The 25,440-nt window shown below is 69.2% G+C and carries 25 protein-coding genes and 4 pseudogenes; 21 read left to right on the top strand and 8 right to left on the bottom strand.

Annotation, left to right across the window (positions count from 1 at the left end; genetic code table 11):
- The first annotated feature begins 273 nt into the window (after nucleotides 1–273).
- Both OG322_RS07085 and OG322_RS07080 read left to right on the top strand, forming a co-directional pair.
- Complete coding sequence (locus OG322_RS07085) at nucleotides 274–915, top strand: CatB-related O-acetyltransferase (protein WP_123463046.1); 642 nt, start codon at nucleotides 274–276, stop codon at nucleotides 913–915.
- Between the two features lie 236 nt (nucleotides 916–1,151).
- On the top strand, nucleotides 1,152–2,327 hold the full coding sequence (locus OG322_RS07080; protein WP_329306197.1) for a macrolide family glycosyltransferase: 1,176 nt from the start codon (nucleotides 1,152–1,154) through the stop codon (nucleotides 2,325–2,327).
- A 120-nt stretch (nucleotides 2,328–2,447) separates the two neighbouring features.
- On the opposite strand, the gene OG322_RS07075 is transcribed toward OG322_RS07080, so the two are convergent.
- A complete protein-coding gene (locus OG322_RS07075; protein ID WP_123467477.1) occupies nucleotides 2,448–3,410 on the bottom strand; it encodes an electron transfer flavoprotein subunit alpha/FixB family protein in 963 nt (320 codons plus the stop codon).
- Between the two features lie 62 nt (nucleotides 3,411–3,472).
- On the bottom strand, nucleotides 3,473–4,258 hold the full coding sequence (locus tag OG322_RS07070) for an electron transfer flavoprotein subunit beta/FixA family protein (RefSeq protein ID WP_123467479.1): 786 nt from the start codon (nucleotides 4,256–4,258) through the stop codon (nucleotides 3,473–3,475).
- Between the two features lie 143 nt (nucleotides 4,259–4,401).
- On the opposite strand from OG322_RS07070, the gene OG322_RS07065 reads away from it, so the two are divergent.
- The 3 genes from OG322_RS07065 (at nucleotide 4,402) to OG322_RS07055 (ending at nucleotide 7,672) form a co-directional block, all read left to right on the top strand.
- Complete coding sequence (locus tag OG322_RS07065) at nucleotides 4,402–5,070, top strand: TetR family transcriptional regulator (protein ID WP_185095464.1); 669 nt, start codon at nucleotides 4,402–4,404, stop codon at nucleotides 5,068–5,070.
- A gap of 164 nt (nucleotides 5,071–5,234) precedes the next feature.
- A complete protein-coding gene (locus tag OG322_RS07060) occupies nucleotides 5,235–5,636 on the top strand; it encodes a Zn-ribbon domain-containing OB-fold protein (protein ID WP_123463052.1) in 402 nt (133 codons plus the stop codon).
- 413 nt (nucleotides 5,637–6,049) lie between these two features.
- Nucleotides 6,050–7,672 (top strand): phosphodiester glycosidase family protein, encoded by a 1,623-nt coding sequence (locus OG322_RS07055; protein WP_329306196.1) that lies wholly within the window; start codon nucleotides 6,050–6,052, stop codon nucleotides 7,670–7,672.
- A gap of 145 nt (nucleotides 7,673–7,817) precedes the next feature.
- Here the strand turns inward: OG322_RS07055 and OG322_RS07050 are convergent, their stop codons facing one another.
- The gene (locus tag OG322_RS07050) at nucleotides 7,818–7,964 is read right to left on the bottom strand and encodes a hypothetical protein (RefSeq protein WP_185095583.1); all 147 of its coding nucleotides are present in this window, start codon (nucleotides 7,962–7,964) and stop codon (nucleotides 7,818–7,820) included.
- A 21-nt stretch (nucleotides 7,965–7,985) separates the two neighbouring features.
- Here OG322_RS07050 and OG322_RS07045 point away from each other — a divergent pair, with 21 nt between their 5' ends.
- The 6 genes and pseudogenes from OG322_RS07045 to OG322_RS07020 all read left to right on the top strand — a co-directional run bounded on the left by OG322_RS07045 (nucleotide 7,986) and on the right by OG322_RS07020 (nucleotide 11,277).
- Complete coding sequence (locus OG322_RS07045) at nucleotides 7,986–8,756, top strand: MerR family transcriptional regulator (protein WP_123463058.1); 771 nt, start codon at nucleotides 7,986–7,988, stop codon at nucleotides 8,754–8,756.
- A gap of 86 nt (nucleotides 8,757–8,842) precedes the next feature.
- A complete protein-coding gene (locus tag OG322_RS07040) occupies nucleotides 8,843–9,205 on the top strand; it encodes a DUF2089 domain-containing protein (RefSeq protein ID WP_123463060.1) in 363 nt (120 codons plus the stop codon).
- Entirely contained in the window at nucleotides 9,202–9,462 is a 261-nt protein-coding gene (locus tag OG322_RS07035; RefSeq protein ID WP_329306195.1) for a hypothetical protein, read from the top strand. The genes OG322_RS07040 and OG322_RS07035 overlap by 4 nt, the downstream gene beginning before the upstream one ends.
- Nucleotides 9,459–9,566: pseudogene (locus OG322_RS41520) on the top strand (SHOCT-like domain-containing protein); the annotation flags it as partial. The gene OG322_RS07035 and the pseudogene OG322_RS41520, both read left to right, overlap by 4 nt.
- 131 nt (nucleotides 9,567–9,697) lie before the next feature.
- A pseudogene (locus OG322_RS07025) lies at nucleotides 9,698–10,489 on the top strand (ATP-binding cassette domain-containing protein); the annotation flags it as partial.
- On the top strand, nucleotides 10,486–11,277 hold the full coding sequence (locus OG322_RS07020; protein WP_123463068.1) for an ABC transporter permease: 792 nt from the start codon (nucleotides 10,486–10,488) through the stop codon (nucleotides 11,275–11,277). The pseudogene OG322_RS07025 and the gene OG322_RS07020, both read left to right, overlap by 4 nt.
- A 138-nt stretch (nucleotides 11,278–11,415) precedes the next feature.
- Here the strand turns inward: OG322_RS07020 and OG322_RS07015 are convergent, their stop codons facing one another.
- The gene (locus OG322_RS07015) at nucleotides 11,416–11,964 is read right to left on the bottom strand and encodes a GNAT family N-acetyltransferase (RefSeq protein WP_124285440.1); all 549 of its coding nucleotides are present in this window, start codon (nucleotides 11,962–11,964) and stop codon (nucleotides 11,416–11,418) included.
- 928 nt (nucleotides 11,965–12,892) lie between these two features.
- On the bottom strand, nucleotides 12,893–13,534 hold the full coding sequence (locus OG322_RS07010; protein WP_123463073.1) for a MepB family protein: 642 nt from the start codon (nucleotides 13,532–13,534) through the stop codon (nucleotides 12,893–12,895).
- 125 nt (nucleotides 13,535–13,659) lie between these two features.
- On the opposite strand from OG322_RS07010, the pseudogene OG322_RS41515 reads away from it, so the two are divergent.
- Both OG322_RS41515 and OG322_RS07005 read left to right on the top strand, forming a co-directional pair.
- Nucleotides 13,660–13,805, top strand: a pseudogene (locus tag OG322_RS41515) (IS982 family transposase); the annotation flags it as partial.
- Nucleotides 13,802–14,205 (top strand): annotated as a pseudogene (locus tag OG322_RS07005) (transposase); the annotation flags it as partial. The pseudogenes OG322_RS41515 and OG322_RS07005, both read left to right, overlap by 4 nt.
- Nucleotides 14,206–14,244: 39 nt before the next feature.
- Here the strand turns inward: OG322_RS07005 and OG322_RS07000 are convergent.
- A complete protein-coding gene (locus OG322_RS07000; RefSeq protein WP_266410801.1) occupies nucleotides 14,245–14,796 on the bottom strand; it encodes a hypothetical protein in 552 nt (183 codons plus the stop codon).
- Between the two features lie 167 nt (nucleotides 14,797–14,963).
- On the opposite strand from OG322_RS07000, the gene OG322_RS06995 reads away from it, so the two are divergent.
- Both OG322_RS06995 and OG322_RS06990 read left to right on the top strand, forming a co-directional pair.
- A complete protein-coding gene (locus OG322_RS06995; RefSeq protein ID WP_266410800.1) occupies nucleotides 14,964–15,185 on the top strand; it encodes a hypothetical protein in 222 nt (73 codons plus the stop codon).
- 48 nt (nucleotides 15,186–15,233) lie between these two features.
- The gene (locus OG322_RS06990; RefSeq protein WP_329306193.1) at nucleotides 15,234–15,788 is read left to right on the top strand and encodes a hypothetical protein; all 555 of its coding nucleotides are present in this window, start codon (nucleotides 15,234–15,236) and stop codon (nucleotides 15,786–15,788) included.
- Here OG322_RS06990 and OG322_RS06985 read toward each other — a convergent pair.
- Both OG322_RS06985 and OG322_RS06980 read right to left on the bottom strand, forming a co-directional pair.
- A complete protein-coding gene (locus tag OG322_RS06985; RefSeq protein WP_329306192.1) occupies nucleotides 15,770–16,687 on the bottom strand; it encodes an acyl-CoA thioester hydrolase/BAAT C-terminal domain-containing protein in 918 nt (305 codons plus the stop codon). The genes OG322_RS06990 and OG322_RS06985 overlap by 19 nt on opposite strands.
- Nucleotides 16,688–16,691: 4 nt before the next feature.
- The gene (locus OG322_RS06980) at nucleotides 16,692–17,576 is read right to left on the bottom strand and encodes an SIS domain-containing protein (RefSeq protein WP_123463080.1); all 885 of its coding nucleotides are present in this window, start codon (nucleotides 17,574–17,576) and stop codon (nucleotides 16,692–16,694) included.
- Nucleotides 17,577–17,761: 185 nt separating this feature from the next.
- Here OG322_RS06980 and OG322_RS06975 point away from each other — a divergent pair, with 185 nt between their 5' ends.
- From OG322_RS06975 to OG322_RS06950, 6 genes are all read left to right on the top strand, one after another.
- Entirely contained in the window at nucleotides 17,762–18,562 is an 801-nt protein-coding gene (locus OG322_RS06975) for a DeoR/GlpR family DNA-binding transcription regulator (RefSeq protein ID WP_123463082.1), read from the top strand.
- 446 nt (nucleotides 18,563–19,008) lie between these two features.
- On the top strand, nucleotides 19,009–20,019 hold the full coding sequence (locus OG322_RS06970) for an ABC transporter permease (protein ID WP_242643870.1): 1,011 nt from the start codon (nucleotides 19,009–19,011) through the stop codon (nucleotides 20,017–20,019).
- Entirely contained in the window at nucleotides 20,016–20,975 is a 960-nt protein-coding gene (locus OG322_RS06965) for a carbohydrate ABC transporter permease (RefSeq protein ID WP_329306191.1), read from the top strand. Before OG322_RS06970 ends, OG322_RS06965 begins: the two co-directional genes overlap by 4 nt.
- A 52-nt stretch (nucleotides 20,976–21,027) precedes the next feature.
- A complete protein-coding gene (locus tag OG322_RS06960; RefSeq protein WP_266410798.1) occupies nucleotides 21,028–22,668 on the top strand; it encodes a hypothetical protein in 1,641 nt (546 codons plus the stop codon).
- A 115-nt stretch (nucleotides 22,669–22,783) separates the two neighbouring features.
- On the top strand, nucleotides 22,784–23,959 hold the full coding sequence (locus OG322_RS06955) for a Gfo/Idh/MocA family protein (RefSeq protein ID WP_124285444.1): 1,176 nt from the start codon (nucleotides 22,784–22,786) through the stop codon (nucleotides 23,957–23,959).
- 127 nt (nucleotides 23,960–24,086) lie between these two features.
- Entirely contained in the window at nucleotides 24,087–25,262 is a 1,176-nt protein-coding gene (locus OG322_RS06950) for an RICIN domain-containing protein (protein WP_206432415.1), read from the top strand.
- Nucleotides 25,263–25,440 lie beyond the last annotated feature (178 nt).

Genomic DNA, 25,440 nt, shown 5'->3' with positions numbered 1-25,440 from the left:
TGCCGCTATGTGGTGCAACTCCAGAGTTGCACGTGAGCGCCTCGGGAGCAACCCGGGGGTTGCGCTCAAGTCGTCGCGGCGTGCGGATCGGACCGGCGGGGCGACGACCACGCTGCGGTCGGCATCGGACCGGCTGGATCCGGAGGGCGGGTCGCGCGGACCCTCCCTGTCCCGCCCCCGCCGCCGCCGTCTCCGGTAATCCGGTGTCGTGGTGGGGGACGTCGGCACGATCATGGGACCGGTCCTGCCCGCCCCACCCGTAAGGAATCGCACATGTCAGTGCCGGCCGACCCGACCGTGCTCCACCCGATGCCCGGCCAGCCGAGGGTGGTGCAGCTCAGACCACTGGTGAAGTCCCCGCTGATCGACGTGGGGGAGTACTCGTACTACGACGACCCGGACGACCCCACCGCGTTCGAGACGCGCAATGTGCTCTACCACTACGGCCCGGAGAAGCTGGTCATCGGCAGGTTCTGCGCGCTGGGCACGGGGGTGCGGTTCATCATGAACGGCGCCAACCACCGTATGGACGGCCCCTCCACCTTCCCGTTCCCGACCATGGGCGGATCGTGGGCGGACCACTTCGACCTGCTGACCGGCCTGCCGGGCCGGGGGGACACCGTCGTCGGCCACGACGTCTGGTTCGGCCACGGCGCCACGGTGCTGCCCGGGGTGCGGATCGGGCACGGCGCGATCATCGGCAGCGGCTCCGTCGTCACCAAGGACGTGCCCGACTACGGGATCGTCGGCGGCAACCCGGCTCGTCTCCTGCGCACCCGCTACAGCGAACGGGACATCGCCCGGCTGCTCGCGGTGGCCTGGTGGGACTGGCCCGCGGAGCACATCACCGAGCACGTGCGGACCCTCATGTCGGGCAGCATCGACGAACTCGAAGCCGCGGCCCCGCCCGTGTGACATCGCAGCCGGGCCGCGTACGGCGGCACGCCGAAACCCGGGTGCGGGGGGCCCGGACGCGGGCTAGGGTCTCCGGCATGAACTTCCTCCAGATCTACGGCTGACGCGGACGGGGCAGCGCCCCGCCCGCGTCCGGCATGTCCGTGTGCGCCCACGACCCGGCATCTTTGCCGGGGTCGCCGACGCACCGGTCCGCCGTGTCTCCTTCGCCGTAGACCTGAAAAGAGTGATCTTCCATGTCCCGTCGCCGTGCGCACATCGCGATGGTCGGTATCCCCGCCGTCAGCCACGTCCTGCCGAGCCTTGAGGTCATCCGTGAACTGGTGGCCCGCGGCCACCGGGTGACCTACGCCAACGATCCGGTGGTGGCCGAGCGGATCGAGGCCACCGGTGCCGAGTTCGTACCGTGCGGCTCCGTGCTGCCGGTCGCCGACAACAACTGGCCCGACGACCCCATCGCCGCGATGGGCCTTTTCCTCGACGACGCCGTCCAGGCTCTCCCGCAGCTGCGGGCCGTCTACGACGACGACCCCGCAGACCTCTACCTGTACGACATCGGCGCGTATGCCGCGCGTGTGCTGGCCGAGTCGCAGAACCGCCCCCTCATGCAGCTGTCCCCGACCTTCGTCGGCTGGGAGAGCTACGCACAGGACGTGGCCGCGCAGCTCTGGGCCCTGCCGGGCGCCGACGCGTACCGGGCGGGGTTCGGCCGGTGGCTCGCCGAGTGCGGTGCGTCCACCACCGACATGGACGCCTTCTGCGGCCATCCCGCGAACACCCTCGCGCTGATCCCCCGGGCGATGCAGCCGCACGGCGAGGACGTCGACACGGACACGGTGACGTTCGTCGGCCCGTGCTTCGGCCGGCGTGGCGGCGATCGGACCTGGACCCGTCCCGCGGACGCGGAGCGCGTCCTGCTGGTCTCGCTGGGTTCGGCGTACACCGACCGCCCCGAGTTCTACCGCCGGTGCCTGGCCGCGTACGGCGACCTGCCCGGCTGGCACGTGGTGCTCCAGGTCGGCAGGCACACCGACCGGCGGAAGCTCGGTGACATCCCGTCCAACGTCGAAGTGCACTCCTGGGTGCCTCAGTTGGCGATCCTGGAGCAGGCCGACGCCTTCGTGACCCATGCGGGCATGGGCGGCAGCTCCGAAGGGCTGTTCACCGGGGTCCCGATGATCGCCGTCCCGCAGGGCGCGGATCAGTTCATGAACGCCGACCGGCTCGTGGAGCTCGGTGTGGCCCGCCGCATCGACACCGAGGACGCCACGGCCGAGGCGCTGCGGACCGCTCTCACCGAACTCGTCGACGACCCGGCGCTCGCACGTCGCTCGGCGCGACTCCGCGCGGAGGCACGGGCCGAGGGCGGCACCACGAGGGCCGCCGACCTGATCGAGGAACTGCTGGGCTGAACCCTCCGCCGCCGTACGGAGCGGGGTGGTGATGGCATGACGGGGACGCGGTGCGGGGCCGCGCGGTGTGTTCACCGTGCGGCCCCGGACTGCGGGTCGTGCCGTGTGCTGGGTGGCGGGTCAGCCCTTGCGGCTGGTGACCTCGTCGGTGAGCTGGGGCACGACGTTGAAGAGGTCACCGACGACGCCGTAGTCGACGAGGTCGAAGATCGGGGCCTCGGCGTCCTTGTTGATCGCGACGATCGTCTTGGACGTCTGCATCCCCGCCCGGTGCTGGATCGCACCCGAGATACCCGAAGCGATGTACAACTGCGGCGAGACCGACTTACCGGTCTGCCCGACCTGGCTGGAATGCGGATACCAGCCCGCGTCCACCGCCGCACGCGAGGCACCCACCGCCGCACCCAGCGAGTCCGCGAGCGCCTCGATGACACGGAAGTTCTCCGCACCATTGACACCCCGCCCACCCGACACCACGATCGCCGCCTCCGTCAGCTCCGGACGCCCCGTCGACTCACGCGGCGTACGCGACAGCACCTTCGTACCCGTCGCCAGCGCCGAGAACGACACCTCCAGCTCCTCCACCACACCCGCACCCGCCACCGGCTCCACCGGAGCCGAGTTCGGCTTCACCGTGATCACCGCAACACCCCGCGACACACGCGACCGCGTCGTGAACGACGCCGCGAAAGCCGACTGCGTCGCCACCGGACCCAGCTCACCGGCCTCCACATCAGTCGCATCCGTAATGACACCCGAACCGATCCGCAACGCCAGCCGCGCAGCGATCTCCTTGCCCTCCGCCGACGAAGGCACCAGCACCGCCACCGGCGACACCACCGCACACGCCGCCTGCAGCGCATCCACCTTCGGCACCACCAGATAGTCCGCGTACTGCGACGCCTCCGACGTCAACACCCTCACCGCACCATGCCCGGCCAGCACACCAGCCGTCTCACCCGCACCCGCACCCAACGCCACCGCGACCGGCTCACCGATCCGCCGCGCCAGCGTCAACAACTCCAGCGTGGGCTTACGGACCGCACCATCCACGTGATCGACAAAAACAACAACCTCAGCCATGGAACTTCCCTCTCCTGCACATCAGCGAAGAAACAACGAGGACAACGAACGGGCACCAAGCCCTAGATGAACTTCTGACCCGCCAGGAACTCGGCCAGCTGCCTGCCACCCTCACCCTCGTCCTTCACGATCGTGCCCGCCGTACGCGCCGGACGCTGCACCGCCGAATCCACCACCGACCACGCACCCGCCAGACCCACCTCGCCCGCCTCGATCCCCAGATCACCCAGATCCAGCGACTCCACCGGCTTCTTCTTCGCCGCCATGATCCCCTTGAACGACGGGTAACGCGCCTCACCCGACTGATCAGTCACCGACACCACCGCGGGCAACGACGCCTCCAGCCGCTCCGACGCCGTGTCACCGTCCCGACGCCCGGTCACCACACCACCCTCGACCCTCACCTCGGACAACAACGTCACCTGCGGCACACCCAGCCGCTCCGCCAGCAACGCCGGAACCACACCCATCGTGCCGTCCGTCGACGCCATCCCCGAGATCACCAGGTCATAACCCGTCTTCTCGACCGCCTTCGCCAGCACCAACGACGTACCCACCGCATCCGAACCGTGCAGACCGTCGTCCTCGACGTGAACAGCCTTGTCCGCACCCATCGACAACGCCTTGCGCAACGCGTCCTTGGCATCCTGCGGACCCACCGTCAACACGGTGACCTCCGCATCATCCACCCCGTCCGCGATCTGCAACGCCTGCTCGACCGCATACTCATCCAGCTCCGACAACAGACCGTCGACATCCTCACGATCCAACGTCAGGTCATCGGCGAAATGCCGGTCACCGGTCGCGTCGGGCACGTACTTCACACAGACAACGATCCTCAAGCTCACGCCGGCTCTCCTCACTGATGCGGTTCGTGCTCCGACTCTATGGCACTCAGTACCCTGAGTAAAGGTACCAAGTGCCGGATATCGGCTTCTGGTGCTACGTTTCCGCCATGACTGAGGACCGCGGACCAGCCAAGAAACCGCCCATGCGTGACGTGCTTGCCGAGGCGGCCTTCGGGCTCTTCATGGAGCGCGGGTTCGAGCGGACCACGGTGGACGACATCGTCGCCAGGGCGGGCGTGGGGCGGCGTTCGTTCTTCCGCTATTTCCCGTCCAAGGAGGATGCGGTCTTCCCCGATCACGAGCGTTGCCTCGCGGACATGACCGCGTTCCTGGAGGCCGCCGGTGACGGCGATCCGGTGGACACGGTGTGCGACGCGGCCCGGCTCGTGCTGCGGATGTACGCCGTGAATCCGGAGTTCTCCGTGCAGCGCTACCGGCTCACCCGGGAGGTGCCCGGTCTGCGTACCTATGAACTCTCCGTCGTACGACGCTACGAGCGGACCCTCGCCGGATACCTGGAGCGGCGCGGCGCCGGCACCCGGGACGATGCGCTGCGCGCCGAGGTCATCGCCGCCTCGGTGGTCGCGGCACACAACAACGGCCTTCGGTCCTGGCTGCGTTCGGGCGGTGAGGGCGATGCCGGGGCCGAAGTGGACCGGGCGCTCGAACTCGTACGCACGGTGTGGGGCCGGGCGGCCCGGCTGCCCGCCGTGAGTGCCCGCGAGGACGAGGTGATCGTGATGGTCGCGGCGAAGGGCGCCCCCATGTGGCGTGTGGTGCAGCGCATCGAGTCGGCTCTCGGCAAGGACTGAGCCGCCGGCCGCAGGTGCTTCGGAGGCGCTTCGGGGGTGCTTCGGGGGCGCTTTGCCAAGTTTCGGCACTCAGTACCTTTACGTGCTGGCACTAAGTGCCATACGGTGCCGGTGTGCCGTCGCCGGAGGTGCGGCGCACCGAGTCGAGCGCGGGAGGCCGAGACGTGTTCAGTACCGGAATCGACGTGGGGCGGACGGCCTGCGACGCGGCAGAACCGCACACCGTGGAAGGGCTGGTCTACCAGGTGTGCCGATGGTGCGGCACCGCCTCCTTCCGTAAACTCCTGTGCCCCGTCTGCGCGTCGAGCGATCTCGAACCGGGGCGCAGTGACGGTCACGGTGTCGTCGTACGGTCCAGTGTCGTGAACCGCTATTCGCGGGTCATGCGGAACGAGTCCCTGGTCCGCTTCCCGGAAGGCTTTGTGTACCGGTGCCGGATCGTGGGCGCGGCGCCCCATCTCGTGAGTGTCGGCGACCGGGTCCGGCCCGTCGACGGCACGACCTCCGAGGCGGGCGAGGTCGTCCTCGAACTCTGCGATCCGCCCCTCACGGCCAACTGGTACTGACGCGCCCCGAGTCGGGACGGTGCTCTGCGCCAGGAGGGCGACGACGCACCCCACCGCAACCAGAGGCGATCTGGTCGCACCGCACGATCGCGGCGAAGGCCGCCGACACGGTGTTCGCCACCATCTCCGCCTCCCCAGTCGGCCGCATGTGAGTGCCGCCGCCACGGCACCGCATCCCTGGTCACGGCGTTGGACATCCGCACCACCCCGAGCCTGACATCGCCGTCAGCAGCTTCCTTCCGCACGCGCTCCTCGACTTCGGTGTAGCCCTGCCGGACTTGTTCCCCGACTGTTCCCCGAGCCGTTGCTGCTGAGCACCGATGCCGCTCCACCCACCGGTTCTAATCATCCGGAAGAGGTGGCCGGAAGGGCTCGGCTCGTGCGGCCACTCACCGTGGAAACCAGAGGATGCCATGACCCACAAGAACACCCGGTCTGCCGCGCGAGCACGAGTCCTGCTGAGCGTCGCCGTAGTATTCGCCGTCGTCACCTCGGGCGGAGTCTGGGGAACGGCGCAGGCTGCAGCGCCCAGCTCCGCCGCCGCCCCGGCCACGGACGCGATCAAGTGGACGACGCAGACGGTCGCTCCCGGCGTGCAGGTACGCAGTGCCACCATCGAGAACGGGAACGTCAAGCCGGTCTGGACGGTCACCGTCCAGGCCCCGGCCACCGGTCGCCTGAGCGGCGCCGCGACCTGGGCGGCGGTGGGGTCCCAGTCCTGGGCCGACGCCACCGCGCAGCAGTTGCGCGCCGGCGGTTTCGAACCGCGGGTGGAGACGGTGCGCTGGCCCGATTACGCCGACACCCCGCACGGCGTCATGGGCCTGCGGGTGAGGATCGGCTCGTACGCCAACCAAGCGGCCGCCCAGAGCGCCGCCCAGGCGGTCACAGCGGAGGGCTTCCACACCGCCGTCGACTGGACGGGCTACGACGCCGACCAGCCGGCCGACCGGGAGAACGTGCACGTCGCCGTCATCGATCCGCACAGGTTCACCGGCACCGTCGAGGGCACCCATGACGGCAACGTCGCGCAGCGCGTGACCACCTCGTCGGTCGCCGCGAAGCTGGGCTCCGTGGTGGGCGTCAACGCCGGGTTCTTCGTCACCTCCGACGCCGACGGCGTCCAGGGAACGCAGTCGGGTCTCAGCGCGGACCACGGCGAGTTGGAGTCGATGGCCGCCGGATCTCGGGCGGCGCTGATCATCGGGGACGGCGGTCGGCACGTACGGGTGGCGGACCTGACGACGACCGTCACGGTGCACGCGCGCGCAGACAGCTACCAGGCCCAGGGCATCAACCGGGTGCCTGGTCTCGTCCGGGACTGCGGGCGTCCGGGAGCGACCCCGAGCGATCTGCCCTGGCAGGATGTCACCTGCCACGCGGCGAATGATCTGGTGCTGTTCACCGGCGAGTTCGGCGCGCCACTGCCCACCGGACCCGGTACGCAGGTCGTGCTGGACGCCGGCGGCCGCGTGGTGTCGGCGGGTTCCCGCGGAGGTACCGTTCCGGCCCGCGGCACGGTCCTCCAGGGCATCGGCTCGGCCGCCGACTGGCTGACCGCTCACGCCCGTACGGGTCAGCGGATCGGTGTAGAGACGGCCATCCGCGACACGGCCGGCAAGCGTGTGAAACTCGGCCGCAACGACAGCATCGTCAGCGCTGCCCCCACTCTCGTCAGTCACGGCCGTACCAGCATCGACGCAGCGACCGAGGGCGTCGTCGACCCGAAGGACCTGTCCTTCGGCTACGCCTGGGCGAACGTCCGCCAGCCGCGCACGATGGCCGGTGTCGACGTCAAGGGCCGACTGATCCTGGCCGTCGTGGACGGCCGCCGGACCGGTGGCAGTGAAGGCTTCACCCTCCAAGAGGCCGCCTCCTTCATGCGCTCGCTCGGTGCCGTGGACGCCCTCAACCTCGACGGCGGCGGCTCCACCGCCATGGCCGTCAACGGTGCCCTCGTCAACCACCCCTCGGACGCGACGGGCGAGCGGGCGGTCGGCGGCACCATCCAGGTGCTGCCCGGCCAGACCCACTGACGCGGCGCAGCAGCGGCTCCCCCCAACCATGAGCCCCGTTGCGGGGAGCCAGTGAATGGACCTGCCGAATCCCTGGCCGGAGCGCGCCGACCGCGGGCCGAACCCGATCGCCTGGTCCGGACGGCAGTCGCGAGCGGTCGGACTCTCAGTTCCCCCGTTCGCCTGCCGGTGCCTCCAGCAGTCGGTTCAGCTCGTTCCCTGCGTCGACGTATCCGGCGTCGGAGATCCGCTGCAGCTCGCGCAGGTCGCCGGCTGAGGCTGCACGCCGGGTGAGCAGCAGCCCGGCTCGCATGGAACCCTCGTCCAGCAGCGGGTGATCACCATCGGGCAGCTGGCCAGGTACGTCGGAGTGTCGATCAAGACCATTCGCGTCTATCACGACAAGGGGCTGCTCCCGGAGCCCGACCGCGATGCATCGGGATACCGGCGCTACGGCGCGGACGACGCCATCGACCTGATCAAGATCCGCACCCTCGCCGACTCCGGCGTCCCCCTGGCCCGTATCCGCGACCTGAGATCAGCGACCGACGAAGAGTTCCAGCACGAGCTGCGCGAGATCGACGACGAGCTCACCGCCCGCATCGCAGGCCTGCGGGCAGCGCAAGGGCGCCTGCGCCGGCTCGCCGCCGGGCAGCCGGCCCTGCTCCCCACCGAGATCGGCGGCCATCTGGCGGACCTGGCCCGCTGGGGATTCACCCCGCGCTGGGTGGACCTGCAACGCGACCTGTGGATCCTCGTGTTCGCCACCCACCCGGACCAGGCGATCACCCTGTTCAGGGACCAGACCGAGACCCTGGCCGACCCCCCGCTGCGGCAGCTCTTCCTCGCCTACGACCAGGCACGCGACCTCGACCCCGGCGACCCCCGCATCGACGGCCTCGCCCGCCGGATCACCGAGGCGACCCGGGAACGCTACGGATCCGACGAACCGCCCGAGCTCGAAGCGGCCTCCGAGATCCCCGCCCTCATCCAGAGCACCGTCAACGCCGCGTCCCCGGCATGGCGGCGACTCGACATGCTCATCCGCACACAACTGATCGCGGGGGCGGGAGACCGTGAGCCCAGATCATCGAAGACAGAATAAGAGAACTTAAGATGTTTTCGTTGACGACTTAAAAAACTCAATGTACAAATGAACATGAGTGCATCGCTGAGTGTGAGGAGCCGAGGGTGGACTGGCAGGAACTGACGGACCTGACGCAAGGGCGGCCGTTCGTGGTCGAGCGGGTCCGGCTCGCCGACAGCGGCGTCGCGGTCGAGGGGCAGTTCGAGCCACCGCAGCTGGCTCAGCTCGGCGTCGACGACCAGGTGTTCGTCGCCGCGTTCGTGCGGTCGCACGGTTCGATCAAGGAGATGGAGCGGATCTTCGGGGTGAGCTACCCGACGATCAAGTCCCGGCTGAAGCGGATCGCCGAAGCCCTCGATTTCGTCGACACCGACCCGGCGCCCGCCGGTGCAGACGTCGTTGACCGTCTGCAGCGGGGGGAGATCACCGCCCAGGAGGCGCTGGCCGAGCTGGAGAGGTCTCGATGATCCCGCAGCTGGTGACGGTGCACTATCGCCGTTCCGACGGCCGCCGACGACGGCTGTGCGTCCCTGTCCTGCCGGTGGCGGTGGTGCTGTCGCCTCTGCTGCTGCTCGCCGCGCCGGCCGGACTGGTCGCCTGCCGCGTCTTCCGGGTGAGTCCGGTGGGTGCGCTGCGCGGCGTCGGGCAACTGCTGTGGGCACTGCCCGGCACCCGGTTCGAGATTGAGCAGGGCCCAACGGCCGTGCTGATAAGCGTCAGATGAATCAGAAGGGGAGAACGAGAATGAACGAGCAGCGCCGCCAGATCCTGCAGATGCTGGCCGAGGGCAAGGTCACCGCGGACGAGGCCGAGCGGCTGATCAACGCCCTCGAACGCCGGCAGCCCGAGACGCTGCCGGGGGCCGCACTCCGTCCGAAATCCCGGCCCAAGTACCTGCGCCTGGTGGTGAACTCGGAGGACGGTGGCGGCGACGGGCCGAGCCGGGTCAACATCCAGATTCCGCCCTCATCGCCGCCGACGACGGGCAGGCCGAGGTCGCGGGCCACGACATCGCCACGTCACCGCAGGCCGTACGGGCCGCGATCGGCGTCACCGGCCAGTTCTCCGCCGTCGACGGCCTGATCACCGGCGAGGAGAACATGCTCCTCATGGCCGACCTGCACCACCTCTCCCGCAGCGAGGGACGGCGCGCCGCCGCCGGGCTGCTGGAGCGTTTCGACCTCACCGACGCCGCGAAGAAGCCGGCCTCCACCTACTCCGGCGGCATGAAACGGCGCCTCGACCTCGCCATGACCCTGGTCGGCAACCCGCGGATCATCTTCCTCGACGAACCCACCACCGGCCTCGACCCCCGCAGCCGCCACAACATGTGGAACATCATCCGCGAACTCGTCGCCGACGGCGTCACCGTCTTCCTCACCACCCAGTACCTGGACGAGGCCGACGAACTCGCCGACCGCATCGCCGTCCTCAACAACGGCAGGATCGCCGCCGAGGGGAGCGCCGACGAGCTCAAACGGCTCATCCCCGGCGGTCACGTCCGCCTCCGCTTCTCCGATCCGGCGGCGTACCGGTCCGCCGCCGTCGCGCTGGGCGAGGGCACCCGGGACGACGAGGCGCTGTCGCTGCGGATCCCCAGCGACGGCAGCCAGCGCGAGCTGCGCTCCCTCCTCGACTGGCTGGACTCCACCGGCATCGAAGCCGAGGAGCTGACCGTCCACACCCCCGACCTCGACGACGTGTTCTTCGCCCTGACCAGCTCCAACCAGTCCGAGGAGACCGCCCGATGAGTTCCCCGTCCCTCGCCGTGCGCGACTCGAACACGATGCTGCGCCGCAACCTCCTGCACGCATGGCGCTACCCGTCCGGGAGCCTGAACCTCCTGCTCACGCCGATCCTGATGCTGCTCCTCTTCGTCTACATCTTCGGCGACGTGATGAGCGCCGGTATCGGAGGCGGCGGCGCTGACCGCTCCCAGTACATCGCCTACATCGTCCCGGGACTGCTGCTGATGACCATCGGCAGCACCGTGATCGGGGCCGCGGTGCACATCTCCATGGACGTTACGGAGGGCCTCATCGCGCGCTTCCGCACGATGGCGATCCACCGAGGCTCGCTGCTCATCGGGCACGTCGTCGGCAGCGTGCTGCAGTCGATCATCAGCGTGGTCCTCGTCGGTGCCGTCGGCGTGGCCATCGGCTTCCGCTCCACCGACGCCGGCGTCCTGGAGTGGATCGCGGCGTTCGGGCTGATCACCCTGTTCGCCCTGGCGCTCACCTGGATCGCGGTCGGGATGGGGCTGGCCGCCCCGAACCCCGAGGCGGCCGGCAACATGGCCATGCCGCTGATCCTCCTCCCGCTCATCTCCAGTGCCTTCATCCCCGCCGACACGATGCCCGGGTGGTTCCGGCCGATCGCTGAGTACCAGCCGTTCACCCCGGCCATCGAAACCCTGCGCGGCCTGCTCCTCGGCGCCGAGATCGGCAACAACGGATGGATCGCGATTGCCTGGTGCATCGGCCTGATCGTGCTCGGCTACTGCTGGTCCACCTCGCTGTTCAACCGCGACCCGGAGTAGCCGAGACGACCGCGCGCACCGCGAAATCCCTGCCCGCGCGGCTCCTGCTGCGGCGCGGTTGCTCGCGCCGGTCGAATGACTCAGCGCGCGGTGAGAGCTCCGGCCGACGGGCAGCGGAGCGGGCCCGACAGCACAAGCTCAACCGGACGGCGTGACCGGGGACCACACGCCCAACCACTGTTCGGCGCCCCAGTCCTCGTACCGTTGCACCTCGGTGAACCCCAGCTTCGCCGCGAGGCGCATCGAGCGGTCGTTGGCGGTCTGGGTGCAGAGCACCACCGGCTCTCCGGGCATCGCGTCGGCGTACCAGCCGAGCGCCGCCGCGCACGCCTCGGCGGCGTACCCGTGTCCCCATGCCCGCGGCAGGAGCAGGTAGCCGAGTTCGGCCTCCCCGGCGTCCGGGCGGACGCGGCTCCGATGCTCCGGGGCGCGCCGGTTGAGCTCGATGGTGCCGATCATCGCTCCGTCGAGCTCGATCACGAAGAGGCCGGGGCGCCGCCCGGGCGTCTCAGGCAACGTGCGCTCGAACGCGTCACGCGGCCGATGGCCACCGATGTAGGTGCCCACCTCCGGCGAGGTGAACAGCTCGATGATCGCCGCACGGTCCCGGGCCTCGGGCTCACGGAGCACGAGCCGCTCGGTCCTTATCGGGGCAGGTGGCCAGGCGTCGGGTCCGAGCTCAGTCATGGCGGGCAACCTATCTCACGCCGCCGGGCAGGAGTCGCAGCGGGTGGCCGGGAACGTGCCACGCACCACTGCCAGTTGCTCTCAATGGATTGTCGGACTCAGCCGGGGACCCTGATGAACGGGGCCGAGTCCGCCTGCCCTCCCCGAGGGCGCGGGCCGCGGCAGAATGCCGACATGGTTCTCATTCGAAGGGCTTTGCCGCGTAGGCGCCCGAACGCCGTCCGCGCCGAGCGGTGGCGGCCGCCCGAGCACATGCCGGTCCGTCGAATACCGCGCGTATCTGCTCGAACTCGCGCAGCCGTGCGGCGCGTTGAGGCCGAGTACCTCTGGCCGGACGCGGTTGCCGATGCTCCTGACCGCTTCGAGTGGGCTTTTGGGCAGCCGGGACGATATCTGACTGGCCCCGCCGAGAGTCCCGGTATCGAGATCGAGGATGGCCGAGACGACCTGGACGTGGCGCTACGGCGTCTGCCCGGAGGAGCCCGAGCAGATCTGGGTCGCTTGGTGGACAGGATCGACATGGAGTTCGAACGCCGTACTCTTCCGAATCCAGGCTGGGTGAGCGAGTGGACGGCGGGGCGCTGGTGGTGGTGCATTCGGGACCGTTGACGCCGACGGTCGATGGCCCGTGGTGAGGTGCTGGGACCATCCATGGACACGGTGGCAGGGGGCCGTTCATGGCGCGCCGGGGAAGGCCGACGCCGTCCGATTCCCGAACGGCCCCTGCTCCAAGCCCTGGGCCAGGAGAGTTCCTCACCGTCTGGAGGCAGGCCGCAGCCTGCATCGAGGCGATCCTTGCCCAGGCCGACGAGTCCTGACTCGTCGGCCAGGCAAGCGCCGAGGCTGAACCGGGCTGCACGAATCACGCCGATCGGCCGGCAACCTGACGTGCTCGCCGACCATCAAGCGGCAGCCGCTTCTGGACGAGTCATTCCGAATGATCAGCGGCCGTAGGTGAGCAGCGATCGCGCGCTGGGACGGCCGGTCTTGTGGTTGTGCCCGCGCCATGCCGCGGGTGGTAGAGCTCTCGGGCGCGGTCCAGGTCGACAGGCCCGTCCTGAGGCAGGTGCAGGAAGAAGTCCAACTGCCACGCCTGCGTACTGCTGGCCTGGCGGTTGGTGGTGGTCACCCAGGGCGGGTAGACGCGGAAGGCTCGTTTCCCACCGGAACCGTTTGCTGATACGACACCGTGCTGGCGGAGCGCGTCCATGGGAAAGACGAACTGGCCGAAGTGGTGATGGTCGCGGGTGCTGATGGTGAAGAGGTCGACGGGGTCCATGGCGTCGAAGGGCTGGATGGGCCCGGTCGGGGACCTCTTCCAGACGGTGGCGAATTGGCCGACCTTGGTGGGGGTCGTCCTGGCTGCGCGGAACCGGATGGAGAGGCCGTCAAGGGTGAACTCGTGGGCGGCGTAAGCGGCACCCTCGGCTTCGGGCACTGGCTGCGAACAGGTGAACCCGCAGGGGTCGTAGACGAGCGCCTTCGCCGCAATGAGATCGCCGTGGGCCGGGGCGGTGTCCAGCCACGGTGTGAGGTGGAGATGGGATGAGTGATCGTGGTTCGTTGTCATTTCGTCCACCCTGCCACGGGCGCTTGGGCGCAGTCGGCTCGACTTGGGGGACGTCGCTCTCGTCGAGGTAATCCGAATGCTGGCGGTGTGTCCGGGAGGGCAGACAGGGCGTCCAAGATCGTTGTGTGACGAACAACCTGGACGCCCTGCTGACAGCGCTTTACCTGAAGACCGATGACGTGGTCGGAGGGGACCGATGGCTGGGCCGTCCAACACGGTTGACGGACTCCGAGCTGGTCACGCTTGCCCTGCCCGGGCGATGCTCGGTTTCACCGTCTCGGCGTTCAGCTCGGCGCCCGGGTGCTCGCCGAGATCGGAGACGACAAGTCCCGCTTCGCCGACGCCCGCGGTCTGAAGGCGTACGCCGGTGCCTCGCCCATCACCAGGGCCTCCGGCAAGAAGTCCAGCATCACCAGGCGTTGGGTTAAGAACGACCGGCTCAACCACGCCGGCTATCTCTGGGCCTTCGCCTCCATCACCGCGTCACCCGGCGCCAAGTCCCACTACCGACGTCGGCGAGACGACCACGCGACTGACACGCCGCCGCACAGCGCAACCTCTTCAACCGCATGCTCGGCCAGCTCGACCACTGCCTCCAGCAGAGTGAGCGATATGACGAGGCATTGGCCTTCCCAACTCCGCCCGACGAAGTGGTCACAGCGGCCGCGTAATCAGAGGCCGCATCGCACAGGCAGCGATCAGGAGGACGCCTACCGAGGCAGGCGACCCACCACGGCACGGAGCCTCTCTCGCCCTGCCGTGACGCTCGCGTCCCACAGACCTGCGGCGTCACCGCTCAGCGAGAGGGACTGGAGCCGTTGTTCGTCGGCCAGAAGGCCGGCACCTGCCACATTCTGGTCCAGCATGCCCATCGCGGTGAGTGCCGCATGGCCGCAGGATACCGCGTCATCAGCGTTGCCCGAGTTGTGGGCCAGCAGGGCATAGCGCAGGCAGAGGGCGGCGAAGAACGCGTAGGTGTCGGCGACACCGGTGATCCCCTCCTCGTCCGGCTGGAGCTCCGGAAACCGCTCCAGCCAGCGCACTCGCTCGGCGGCGTCGGCGAGTGGCTTGTCGGCAAGCCAAAGACCGCTCACGGACTCCACATAGAGGTCCAGGTCGGCTTCCCGCCCCGGTACGCCCGCCCGCAGGCCGACGAACAGCGGCGCCATGCGTTCCGCACAGGCGGCGACATACAGGCGGACCGCTTCGCCGCGCCCGTCGCGAAGCGCCTCCTCGACGGCCCCCTCCACCAGCGTCTCCACGTCTCACCCTCATCCCGTTCGAACAGATCGACAGGCTACACAGCGGGCTGAGGGCCGCAGCTTGACACGTTGACTGCCTGAGGTGTCTGCGCTCCTCGGACCGGGGCGCCGGCTGGAAGGCGAGCACGCTCCCGTTCAAGCTCGGCGGCAATATGCCGGGGCGCGGCATGGGGGAGCGCCTCGCCGTCGATCCGAACAAGAACTCCGTCCTGTACCTGGGCGCGCCCAGCGGCAACGGCGACTCCTCGGACGGCGACGGCGGCGGCACCGGCCCGGGCACGGACCCCGGCACCGACCCGGGGAATCCGCCGGAGGGCGGGGCGGACCGGGCCGGCGGGTCCGACCCGTGCCGTTCCTCCCCTTCCGAGGGCGCGAGCGAGGGCGGGTGAACACGGGCTCACTGGCCCCGTACAGGTTCGTCGGCCATACTGCCCGCCGTGGAGCAGCGCATAGATCCGAACACTCAGCCCGCGTACGCCGCAGGGACAGACCCGGCGTACATCCCTGGTCTCACGACCCCCCGAGCCACCGGAAAGGTGGACGAGGAGCCGGAGCGGACCGAGGAGCCGGCACCCGAGGACGCCGTGTCCGACGATGCCGCGCCCGACGGTGCCGCGGCGGAGGCCGTGTCACAGGACGTGGAGCCCGACGGCGAGGTCGTCAGCAAGGCGGCGGACGACGAGGAGGACGAGAAGGAGAACAAGGGCGAGGACGGTCCCGCGTTCGAGGTGAGCGACCGCCGCGGTTCGATCACCGCGGACCGTGAGGGCATCCGGTTCACGCTGGACGACCAGGAGGCCGACTTCCGCTGGGACGAGATCGGGGCGGTGGAACTGAAGCCGGCCCGGTTCGGCCGCCGGTTCACGATCACGGTCCACATGTCGACCATGCGGTGGTTCAACGCCGAGGTCGAGGCGGCGGCCAGGAGCAGCCTCAAGGAGTGGACGGAAGGCTTCGACGCCGTCCTGGACGCCTACTTCGAGGAATCCTGACCGGCAGCCGACGCGGCCGGACCCGCGCCGAGAAGCGCGTTGAGCACATGTGGCCAGGCGGCCCCTCCGAGCGCCGCGTCGGCTGCTGGTGAACCCCCGTGCCGGAAGGTGCCGGACGCGGGCGCGGCGCCCTCGCCGGGCAGCCGCGGCCGGTGTCCCGCTCCGGCGCGGGTGACCAGCCGGACGGGGAGGCCGGCCGCCCGGCGCCGGGCGGCCAGCTCCTCGGCGTACCGCAGCGAGGGCCACATCAGATCGTCCCCGCCCGCCACCAGTACGAGTTCGGCGGCGGACCGCTCCACCGGGATGGCCGCGGCGGGGATCCGGCCGGGATAGGTCCTCAGGCTCTGTTCGTACCAGCCGAGGACCGAGACCGGGGTGCCCTCGGGCTCGGACGCCGTCCAGGTGGAGTCGTAGGGGACGAACGGCAACGGCTGCCCCTGCCAGGTCCAGGAGGACCGGTGAGGCTCCGTCAGACCGTCCCGGCCGGGGCCGACGTTCGCCCAGGTCAGGGAGGTGGGGGAGAGCGCCACCACGGCGTCGATGCCGGGCTGGAGGACGGACAGGTGCAGCGCGGCCTCGGCCCCCTTGGAGACCCCCAGGACGCCGATGCGGCGGACTCCCTCGGCGCGGAGCCGGTCGAGCGCGGACACGAAGGTCTCCAGCGGGACTTCGCAGATGCCCGGTGGCTGCTCAGGGCCGCCGAACCAGCGGATCGAGAGGGCGGTCATGCCCTCCCGGGCCAGCAGCCGGCACCGCTCCTCCTCGATCCGCCCGCTGGACCCGGAGAGCACGAGCACCCCGACGGCGCTGCCGTGCGCGGGTGCGGCGCGGAAGCCCGTCCAGGCATCCGCGCCGGCACCCGGTCCGGCGTGCACGCTGCTCTCGACGATGTCCGGCACGGGCTCAGGCGTCGGCCAGCACCACGGAACGGGTCAGGTGGCGCGGGCTGTCCGGGTCCAGGCCGCGGGCGGCGGCGCGGGCGATGGCCAGGCGCTGGACGCGGACCAGCTCGGCCAGCGGGTCCAGTCCGCTCTCCACCCAGCGGGCGCCGGTCGCCCGGACCTGCTCCCGCAGGCCCTCGGGGGCGGTGCCGAACATCCAGGTGGCGGTTCCGGTGGTGGCGATGCTGATGGGGCCGTGGCGGTACTCCATCGCGGCGTACGCCTCCGTCCAGGACAGCGAAGCCTCCTTCATCTTCAGCGCGGCCTCGTTGGCGAGACCGGCGGTCCAGCCGCGGCCGAGGAAGGTGAACTGGGTGCAGTCCAGCAGCTCTTCGGGCAGCGGCTCGGCCAGCGCGGTCTCCGCGTCGCGGACCACGGCGTCGGTGTGCAGACCGAGGTGGGCGCGGAGCAGGGTCAGCAGGGTGGTGGCGAACCGGGTCTGCACGACGGACTGCTCGTCGGCGAAGTCGAGGACCACGACCGCGTCCGCGGACGTCATCACCGGGGTCTCCGGGTCGGCGGTGATGGCCACCGTCGGGGTGGTGCCGCGCAGCCGGTCGAGGAGTTCGAGTACCTCGGTCGTGGTGCCGGAACGGGTGAGGGCGACGACCCGGTCGTAGCGGCGGCCGAACGGGAACTCCGAGGCGGCGAAGGCATCGGACTCGCCCTGCCCGGACTCCTCACGGAGCGAGGCGTATGCCTGAGCCATGTAGAACGAGGTGCCGCAGCCGACCACGGCGATGCGCTCGCCGGTCGCGGGCAGTACGGCCGCCTGGCTCTGCGCCAGATCCGCGGCACGGCGCCAGCAGTCCGGCTGGCTGGCTGTCTCGATCTCGACAAATGACACTTTTGCACTCCGTACTGGTGATGGGATGCTCGTTAACGCACGGTATACGGGATGTGCAAGCATTATCAAGCATTTTCCTTGCAGGCGATTTGACTCGCCAGGGCCTTGTGCGACGCTTGCGCGAGTCCGGTGATCGCGCCCAAGGGGATGGGTGCCCGTAGGCCGGGCCGGTAAGGAGAGTTCACGTGTCCAGGGATTCCCGGTGGAACGCACTGCTGGAGCTCGTCGGTAAGCATGGCCGGGTGGACGTCGAGGACGCCGCCAGGACACTGGATGTCTCGGCCGCGACCATCCGCCGCGATCTGGACCAGCTTGCCGAGCAGCAACTGCTCACCCGCACGCGGGGCGGCGCGGTCGCGCACGGTGTCAGTTACGAGCTGGCGCTGCGCTACAAGACGGGGCGCAACGCCCCGGAGAAGCAGGCCATCGGCCGCGCCGTCGCCGAACTGGTCGCGGTCGGCGAAGTGGTGGGGCTGACCGGCGGCACCACCATCACCGAGGTGGCCCGTTCGCTCGCCGTGCGATCCGACCTGGTGGGGGACGGCGCCGCGGGGGTGGCCGGCCAGCCGACCCTGACGGTGGTCACCAATGCCCTCAACATCGCCAACGAGCTGGTGATCCGGCCGCAGATCAAGATCGTGGTGACCGGCGGGGTGGCCAGGCCCCAGTCGTACGAGCTGACGGGCCCGTTGGCCAGTGGTGTACTGGGCGAGATCACGCTGGATGTCGCCGTGCTCGGCGTCAATGCCATCGACACCGAACGCGGTGCGTACGTCCACCACGAGGGCGAGGCCAGCATCAACCGGCTGCTCGCCCAGCAGGCCCAGCGGGTGGTGGTGGCGGCCGACTCCTCGAAGATCGGCAAGCGGGCCTTCGCCCGGGTCTTCGACCTCGGGATGGTCGACTTCCTGGTCACCGACAAGGGGATCACGCCGGAGGCGACCGCCCGCTTCACCGAGGCCGGCGTCACGGTCATCGCTGTCTGAACTGTCGAGCCGCCTGAGCTGTCCGAACGGCGGGCCGTCCCACCCGAAGGGTGTGGCGGCCCGCCGTTCTGTGTGCCCTGGGCCGCGTTCCGGCATGCTGGAATATGCGCTGGATCGTGCATGATCAATCACAACCAAGCATCCTGTGGCCGATTCTGACGGTTCGGCAGCAGCGATGGTGGTCACTTCGAGGTCGCACTGTGTGTCTTCTGTGCATATTTCGATCCCTTGGGCGTGCTGGGGCGCTGCATGCTGTGACTTTTACCTGTCGATAGATGTTCGTTACCTCCGTGAAATGAACAACTCTTGCCATTCGGGTGCGCTGTCGTGAACTATGTGCCTGTCGCCGCGCAGGAGCAGTGGCCGCACGCCCTTCCGGGGTGCGCGCCGCCTTCACGTATGCGGGACGTTCTCTCGCTTCATCAGCCCTGGAGGTGCCTGTGACGATGGCAAATGCGCCGGTCACAGATGTGCGGTCGCCTGTGCCGCAGCCCCGCGACCCGGACGACGCGGATCGGCCCGCCGGGAGGAAGCGCGGGAAGAACCGAATACGGCAGCCGCTCCGGCACCGTCTGAAGCGGGACCGGGCGCTCCTGCTCCTCTGTCTGCCGGGTGTCCTGTTCTTCGCGCTGTTCTTCTACCTGCCGCTCGCGGGCAACGTCATCGCCTTCCAGGACTACCAGCCGTTCCTGGGGTTCAAGGAAAGCCCGTTCGTCGGCCTCGCGAACTTCACCGCGCTGGTCGCCGAACCCGAGTTCTGGAGCGCGGTCTCCAACACGCTCCAGATCACCGCGATCCAGCTGGTCCTGTACTTCCCCGCACCGATCGCCCTGGCGCTGCTGCTCAACTCGCTGATCAGCGAGAAGATCAAGCGGTTCATCCAGACCGTCGTGTACCTCCCGCACTTCCTGTCCTGGGTCGTCGTCGTCGCGATGTTCAAGCAGGTGCTCGGTGGTGCCGGCTCGGTCACCACGCTCCTGATGGAGCACGGCGTCAGCATCGGCAACGTGATGACGGACCCCGGCACCTTCAAGCTGCTGATCACCGCCCAGGCCATCTGGAAGGACTGCGGCTGGGGCACGATCATCTTCCTGGCGTCCATCGCCTCGATCGACATGGCGCAGTACGAGTCCGCCGCGATGGACGGCGCCGGATGGCTCCGCAGGATCTGGCACATCACCCTGCCGGGCATCCGGCCGGTGATCCTGATGCTGCTGATCCTGCGGCTCGGCGACATTCTCTCGGTCGGCTTCGAGCAGATCATCCTGCAGCGTGACGCCGTCGGCCCGGACGCCTCCGAAGTCATGGACACCTATGTCTACTTCCACGGAGTCGTGGACGGCGACTGGGGCATGAGCACCGCCGCCGGTCTGATGAAGGGCGTCATCGGATTCGCCCTCATCCTCGCCGCCAACAAGCTGGCCCACCGCTTCGGCGAGCAGGGAGTTTACCGATGAGTCAGCAGTCCGTCGCGACCCGGCTGCGCAGCGCCCGGTTCGGCCCCCGGGGCGGGGCGCGCCCCCGCGTCTCCAACGGCAGGCCGCCGTGGATGGAGCGCCCCCACTGGTACGGACAGGGTGCGAAGGCGGTGGCCCTGGCCGTCCTCACCGTGATCGTGCTCTACCCGTTCGTCCTCGCCATCGGCACCAGTCTGGCGGGCCGCGAGGAGCTGAACGCCAACGGCGGTTACGTGCTGCTGCCGCATCACCCGACGCTGGAGGCCTACCGGGTCATCCTCTCCGGCGGGGTCGTCACCCAGGCCGCGCTGGTCTCCATCATGATCACGCTGATCGGCACCGCGCTCAGCCTGGCGTGCACGGTGATGATCGCGTACGGGACCTCGCGCCCCGGCACGGTTCTCGGCAAGCCGATCCTGCTGCTGGTGCTGGGCACGTTCCTCTTCGCTCCCGGGATCATCCCGACGTACCTGGCGGTCCAGCAGTTCAAGATGCTGGACACCTACGCCGCGCTGATCCTGCCGGTCCTGCTCAACGCGTTCAACATCGTGGTCGTCCGCTCCTTCTTCCAGAGCATTCCCGAGGAGCTGTACGACGCGGCGCGGATCGACGGCGCCGGTGAGGTCACGGTCCTCTTCCGGATCGTCCTCCCGCTGTCCAAGGCGGTCCTCGCCGTGGTCGGCCTGTTCTACGCGGTCGGGTACTGGAACAGCTTCTTCAACGCGGTGCTCTACCTGAACGACTCCAGCAAGTTCCCCATCCAGGTGATCCTGCGCAGTTACGTGCTCAACGGGCAGAGCATCAACGCGTCGGCCATGGGCGTCCACGCGGTGCCACCGGCGACCTCCTTGCAGATGGCCGTGCTGATCATCGCCATCGTGCCCATCTTCTGTGTCTACCCCTTCCTGCAGAAGTTCTTCGTCAAGGGCGTCCTCACCGGGGCGATCAAGGGCTGATCCGCCCGTCCCCACATCGCCGCCACGTACTTCACATCCTTCAAGGAGCCCCATGTCCACCAACTTGTCCCGGCGCGGATTCATGGGCGCCGCGGGAATCGCCGGCCTGACCGTGGCCGGTCTGACGACCCTGAGCGCCTGTGGCAGCGGTGCCACGGTCAGCAAGGGCGGTTCCAAGGCGTCGGCCAAGCTCAAGCTGCCGGCGTACGTGCCGGCGCAGACCGCTCCCGCCGACCTGGCGGGCAACGCGGCCGGTCTCGACGCCACGTACCTGCGGTACCCCAAGGCCCTCACCAAGTCGGTGGCCAAGGCGCCCGGTGACGGCAGCCGCATCACGGCCCTCACCGAGACCTTCACCACGCCCGCACCGCCGCAGGCCAAGAACGCCTACTGGCAGGAGCTGAACAAGCGCCTCGGGGCGCAGTTCGACATGACGATCGTGGTGGACCAGGGCGTTGACGCCTACCTCACCAAGTTCAACGCCATGATGGCCGGCGGCGACATACCCGACCTGGTCTGGTTCCCGCCGAACCAGGGCATCCAGCGTGTGCCCGAGCTGCTGGACGCCAAGTTCCACGACCTCACACCGCACCTCTCCGGCGACGCGGTGAAGGACTACCCGAACCTGGCGAACCTGCCGACCACCGCGTGGAAGACCGCCGTGGTCAACGGAAAGATCCGCGGCGTCACCGTCGCCTACGGTTCCATGGGCCAGGTCTACGCCATCAACCAGGACTTCTGGAAGCCGGTCGGCGGCGCCGAGTTCAGCAGCGCCGAGGACTTTCTCGCCAAGGGCAAGGAGCTCCTGGACACCAAGCGCAACAAGTACGTCCTGGAGCCGGCGTACGTGAACCACATCGGGATGTTCGGCCAGTGGTTCGGGGCGCCCAGCGGCTGGCGTCTGGAGGGCGGAAAGCTGACCCACATGTACGAGACGGAGGAGTACCAGGAGGCCCTGGCGTTCGCCGTCAAGGTGGCCAAGGCCGGTCTCTTCTGGCCGGACCCCAACCTCAGCACCACGATGGAGAAGATGGCGCAGGGCACCCTCGGCGCCTATGTGCAGTCCTTCCCCAGCTTCCTGGTGGACGCCAAGACGTACGACTTCCCGTTCGGCGTCATCGTGCCCTTCGCCGCCAAGGCCGGTGCCAAGCCGAGGTACAGCATGGGGTACGGCTCGGTCGGCTACACCGCCATCAGCAAGAAGGCCGACGCCGAACGCGTGAAGATGCTGCTGGGCGTCATGGACTACCTGGCCGCCCCCTTCGGTACCGAGGAGCGGCTCTTCCTCGACAACGGTATCGAGGGAACGCACTTCAACCGCACGTCGGGCGGGGACGTCAAGCTGACGCCCAAGGGGAACTCCGAGGCGGTGACCACGGCCATGCCGCTGGCCTTCCTCGCCGCGGGCCCCGAGTACATCTATCTGCCGGGCAAGTCGGAGCTGGCCGGGAACATCCACGGCTGGCAGCAGGAACTCCTCAAGATCAGCCAGACGAACCCGACGAGCGGGCACTTCTCCGACACGTCCACCAGCAAGAGCCCTTCGCTCACCACCGCCATGAGCGACTGCCAGCTGGACATCGTCGCGGGCCGCAAGCCGCTCTCCGCGTACAAGGAGCAGCTGCAGAAGTGGCGCTCCGGCGGCGGTGACAAGATGCGCGCCGAGTTCGAGGCCTCGATCGCCGGCCGATAGCCCGCAGACCGCCCACCCGCACAGCCGGCCCGGCAGCGGTCTTCCCCCGGACTGCTGCGGGCACCCGCAGCACCCGCACCATTGCAGCACCCGTACAGACAGAGAGAGGACCCCCGTGTCAGACCTGCGACTCGGCGTCATCGGACTCGGCCTGCGCCGTTCCATCGCGATGTCCGCCCACCACCCCGGACAGGGCTCGGCGGTCACCGCCGTCTGCGACCTCGACCCCGAGGTACGCCGCCGCGAGGCCGAGCGCTTCGGCACGGACGTCGCGGTCGAGGACTACAAACTCCTCCTCGGCCGGGACGACATCGACGCGGTCGTCATCGCGACGCCGGACGACACCCACGAGGCCATCGCCATCGACGCGCTGCGGGCCGGCAAGGCCGTCTTCGTGGAGAAGCCGCTCGGGATCACCGTCGAGAGCTGCGACAACGTCCTGCGCGCCGCGTACGAGACCGGGACCAGGCTCTACGTCGGCCACAACATGCGGCACATGGGTGTCGTGCGGCTGATGCGCGACATCATCGCGCGCGGCGACATCGGTGAGCCCAAGGCCGTCTGGGTGCGGCACTTCGTCGGCTACGGCGGCGACTACTACTTCAAGGACTGGCACGCGGACCGGACCCGGACCACGGGTCTGCTCCTCCAGAAGGCCGCGCACGACATCGACGTGCTGCACTGGCTGGCCGGCGGCTACACCCGGCGCGTCAACGCGCTGGGCGACCTGCTCGTCTACGGTGACCTGCCGCGGCGCGAGCCGGACACCCCGCGGCCCGACAACTGGCTGCGCGAGTTCGACTGGCCGCCGACGGCCCGCAAGGACCTGCACCACATCGTGGACGTCGAGGACGTCTCGGTGATGAACATGCAGCTCGACAACGGCGTCGTCGCCGCCTACCAGCAGTGCCACTTCACCCCGGACTACTGGCGCAACTACACCGTCATCGGCACCGAGGGGCGGCTGGAGAACTTCGGCGACAGCCCCGGTGACGAGGTCAGGGTCTGGAACACCGGTCCCAGCGGATACCGCGCCGACGCCGACATCACCTACCGGGTCCCGGAGGCCGGCGGCTCGCACGGCGGCGGGGACACCCGGGTCATGGAGGAGTTCTGCCGCTTCGTGCGCGACGGGGGCGTCACCGACACCTCGCCGGTCGCCGCCCGGATGAGCGTCGCCGCCGGTGTGCTCGCGACCCGCTCCCTGCGTGAGGGCGGTGCACCGTACGACGTGCCCGCTCTCGACCCCGAGCTGGTGGCGTACTTCGAACGCGGTCAGGTCCGCGCTTAAGGATCTGACCGGGAAAGGCCGGACAGGGCCTCGGCCCTGTCCGGCGGGTTTCACCGCAAGAGATGCACCGAGCCGGTGCATGCACGGCAATGATCCCCGTTCCCCCCATCAGAAGCAGGTGCAACGCATGACCCTGCGCCACTTGTTCGGCACCGTCACCGCCACTGTCGCAGCAGCCGCTCTGGCACTGCTCGGCACGGCGGCCCCCACCCAGGCCGCGGACCTCGGGACCACTCCCGGCACCTACACCAACTACTCCTTCTCCGGTGCGCCGAAGCTGACCGACGTCACCTGGTCCACCACCGTCCTCCACGATCCCGGATACCGGGCGAACGTCTTCTGGAGCCACCAGTTCGGCTTCGACCAGGGCAACGGCGCGTACCTCGGGATGCAGTCCAACGGAGGGTCGAGCCGGGTGCTCCTCTTCTCCGTCTGGGACGTCTCCGAGGCCAAGGCCGGCTCAGCCGGGAGCTGGTGCCAGGGCTTCGGCGGTGAGGGCGAGGGCATGAGCTGCCGGATGAACCTCGACTGGACCGCCGGCCACCGGTACACCTTCAAGGTGGCGGCCGAGGGCGACGGATGGTTCGGCGCCACGGTCGCGGACGCCGGCACGGGAGCCTCGTACAAACTCGGCAGCATCAAGACCCCGGCCACCGCCATCTCCCCGTCGGGGATGGTCGACTGGACCGAGTACTTCGAGTGGAACAACCCCCGCTCGAACTGCTACGACCAGCCGTTCAGCGACGCCCGCTTCGGGATACCCACCGGCAACGGCGGTACGGTCACCGGCACGGTTTCGGCCACCTCCAACAGCGGCAACGCCTGCGCGTCCATGACCCGGACCGATGTCGCCGCCGACTCCACGGTGCAGAACCTCGCGATAGGCAACTCGGTGCGCGGTGCGGTGACCGGGCAGGGCGGCACATGCGTGGACGCCTTCGGCGGGGTGTCGGACGGTGTCGCCGCGGACCTCTACACCTGCTCGGGCGGCGCCAACCAGGCCTGGGTGAGAGCGGCCGACGGCACGCTGCGCCTGACGTCCGACTACTGCCTCACCGCGGAGGGCACCGGCAACGGCGCCGCCGTACGGGTACGTGACTGCGCCGGTACGGGCGCGGGCGGCGAGGTCACCGATCAGGCCAGGCAGTGGACGTACAACGGTTCCACGCACGCACTCGTCAACAAGGCCTCCGGCCGCTGTCTCGATGTCCCCGGCGGCGACACCACGAACGGGACCGCGCTCAACCTGTGGGACTGCGGCGGCGGCGCCAACCAGCAGTGGAACGTGCCCGCGACCTTCTAGACCGTGTCCGGTCCTGATCCGCCGGACAGACCCTGGGACACCGCGCGTCACAAGGCCCCCGGCCGGTCGCTGCCAAGCGGTCCCGCCGGGGGCTTTGCGGCGTCTGTTTTCAGCCATGCTCGGTGGGTAATCGGCCTCTTCCGGTTTGACGGCCGCCCGTCGCGCAATGGCGACAGGG

It is taken from the genome of Streptomyces sp. NBC_01260 (assembly GCF_036226405.1).
Taxonomy (GTDB): Bacteria; Actinomycetota; Actinomycetes; order Streptomycetales; family Streptomycetaceae; genus Streptomyces; species Streptomyces laculatispora.
Note: the sequence above shows the minus strand (reverse complement) of the source record. Positions and strands in the feature narration are given on the sequence as shown.

What these genes read in the sequence shown, in the direction of transcription:
- OG322_RS07055 (WP_329306196.1), top strand. Translation starts at nt 6,050, where the DNA reads ATGACCCACAAGAACACCCGGTCTGCCGCGCGAGCACGAGTCCTGCTG.
- OG322_RS07050 (WP_185095583.1), bottom strand. Translation starts at nt 7,964, where the DNA reads ATGCGAGCCGGGCTGCTGCTCACCCGGCGTGCAGCCTCAGCCGGCGAC.
- OG322_RS07080 (WP_329306197.1), top strand. Translation starts at nt 1,152, where the DNA reads ATGTCCCGTCGCCGTGCGCACATCGCGATGGTCGGTATCCCCGCCGTC.
- OG322_RS06950 (WP_206432415.1), top strand. Translation starts at nt 24,087, where the DNA reads ATGACCCTGCGCCACTTGTTCGGCACCGTCACCGCCACTGTCGCAGCA.
- OG322_RS07035 (WP_329306195.1), top strand. Translation starts at nt 9,202, where the DNA reads ATGATCCCGCAGCTGGTGACGGTGCACTATCGCCGTTCCGACGGCCGC.
- OG322_RS06995 (WP_266410800.1), top strand. Translation starts at nt 14,964, where the DNA reads ATGGGGGAGCGCCTCGCCGTCGATCCGAACAAGAACTCCGTCCTGTAC.
- OG322_RS06965 (WP_329306191.1), top strand. Translation starts at nt 20,016, where the DNA reads ATGAGTCAGCAGTCCGTCGCGACCCGGCTGCGCAGCGCCCGGTTCGGC.
- OG322_RS06960 (WP_266410798.1), top strand. Translation starts at nt 21,028, where the DNA reads ATGTCCACCAACTTGTCCCGGCGCGGATTCATGGGCGCCGCGGGAATC.
- OG322_RS07085 (WP_123463046.1), top strand. Translation starts at nt 274, where the DNA reads ATGTCAGTGCCGGCCGACCCGACCGTGCTCCACCCGATGCCCGGCCAG.
- OG322_RS07065 (WP_185095464.1), top strand. Translation starts at nt 4,402, where the DNA reads ATGCGTGACGTGCTTGCCGAGGCGGCCTTCGGGCTCTTCATGGAGCGC.
- OG322_RS06970 (WP_242643870.1), top strand. Translation starts at nt 19,009, where the DNA reads ATGGCAAATGCGCCGGTCACAGATGTGCGGTCGCCTGTGCCGCAGCCC.
- OG322_RS07075 (WP_123467477.1), bottom strand. Translation starts at nt 3,410, where the DNA reads ATGGCTGAGGTTGTTGTTTTTGTCGATCACGTGGATGGTGCGGTCCGT.
- OG322_RS07015 (WP_124285440.1), bottom strand. Translation starts at nt 11,964, where the DNA reads ATGACTGAGCTCGGACCCGACGCCTGGCCACCTGCCCCGATAAGGACC.
- OG322_RS07010 (WP_123463073.1), bottom strand. Translation starts at nt 13,534, where the DNA reads ATGACAACGAACCACGATCACTCATCCCATCTCCACCTCACACCGTGG.
- OG322_RS07020 (WP_123463068.1), top strand. Translation starts at nt 10,486, where the DNA reads ATGAGTTCCCCGTCCCTCGCCGTGCGCGACTCGAACACGATGCTGCGC.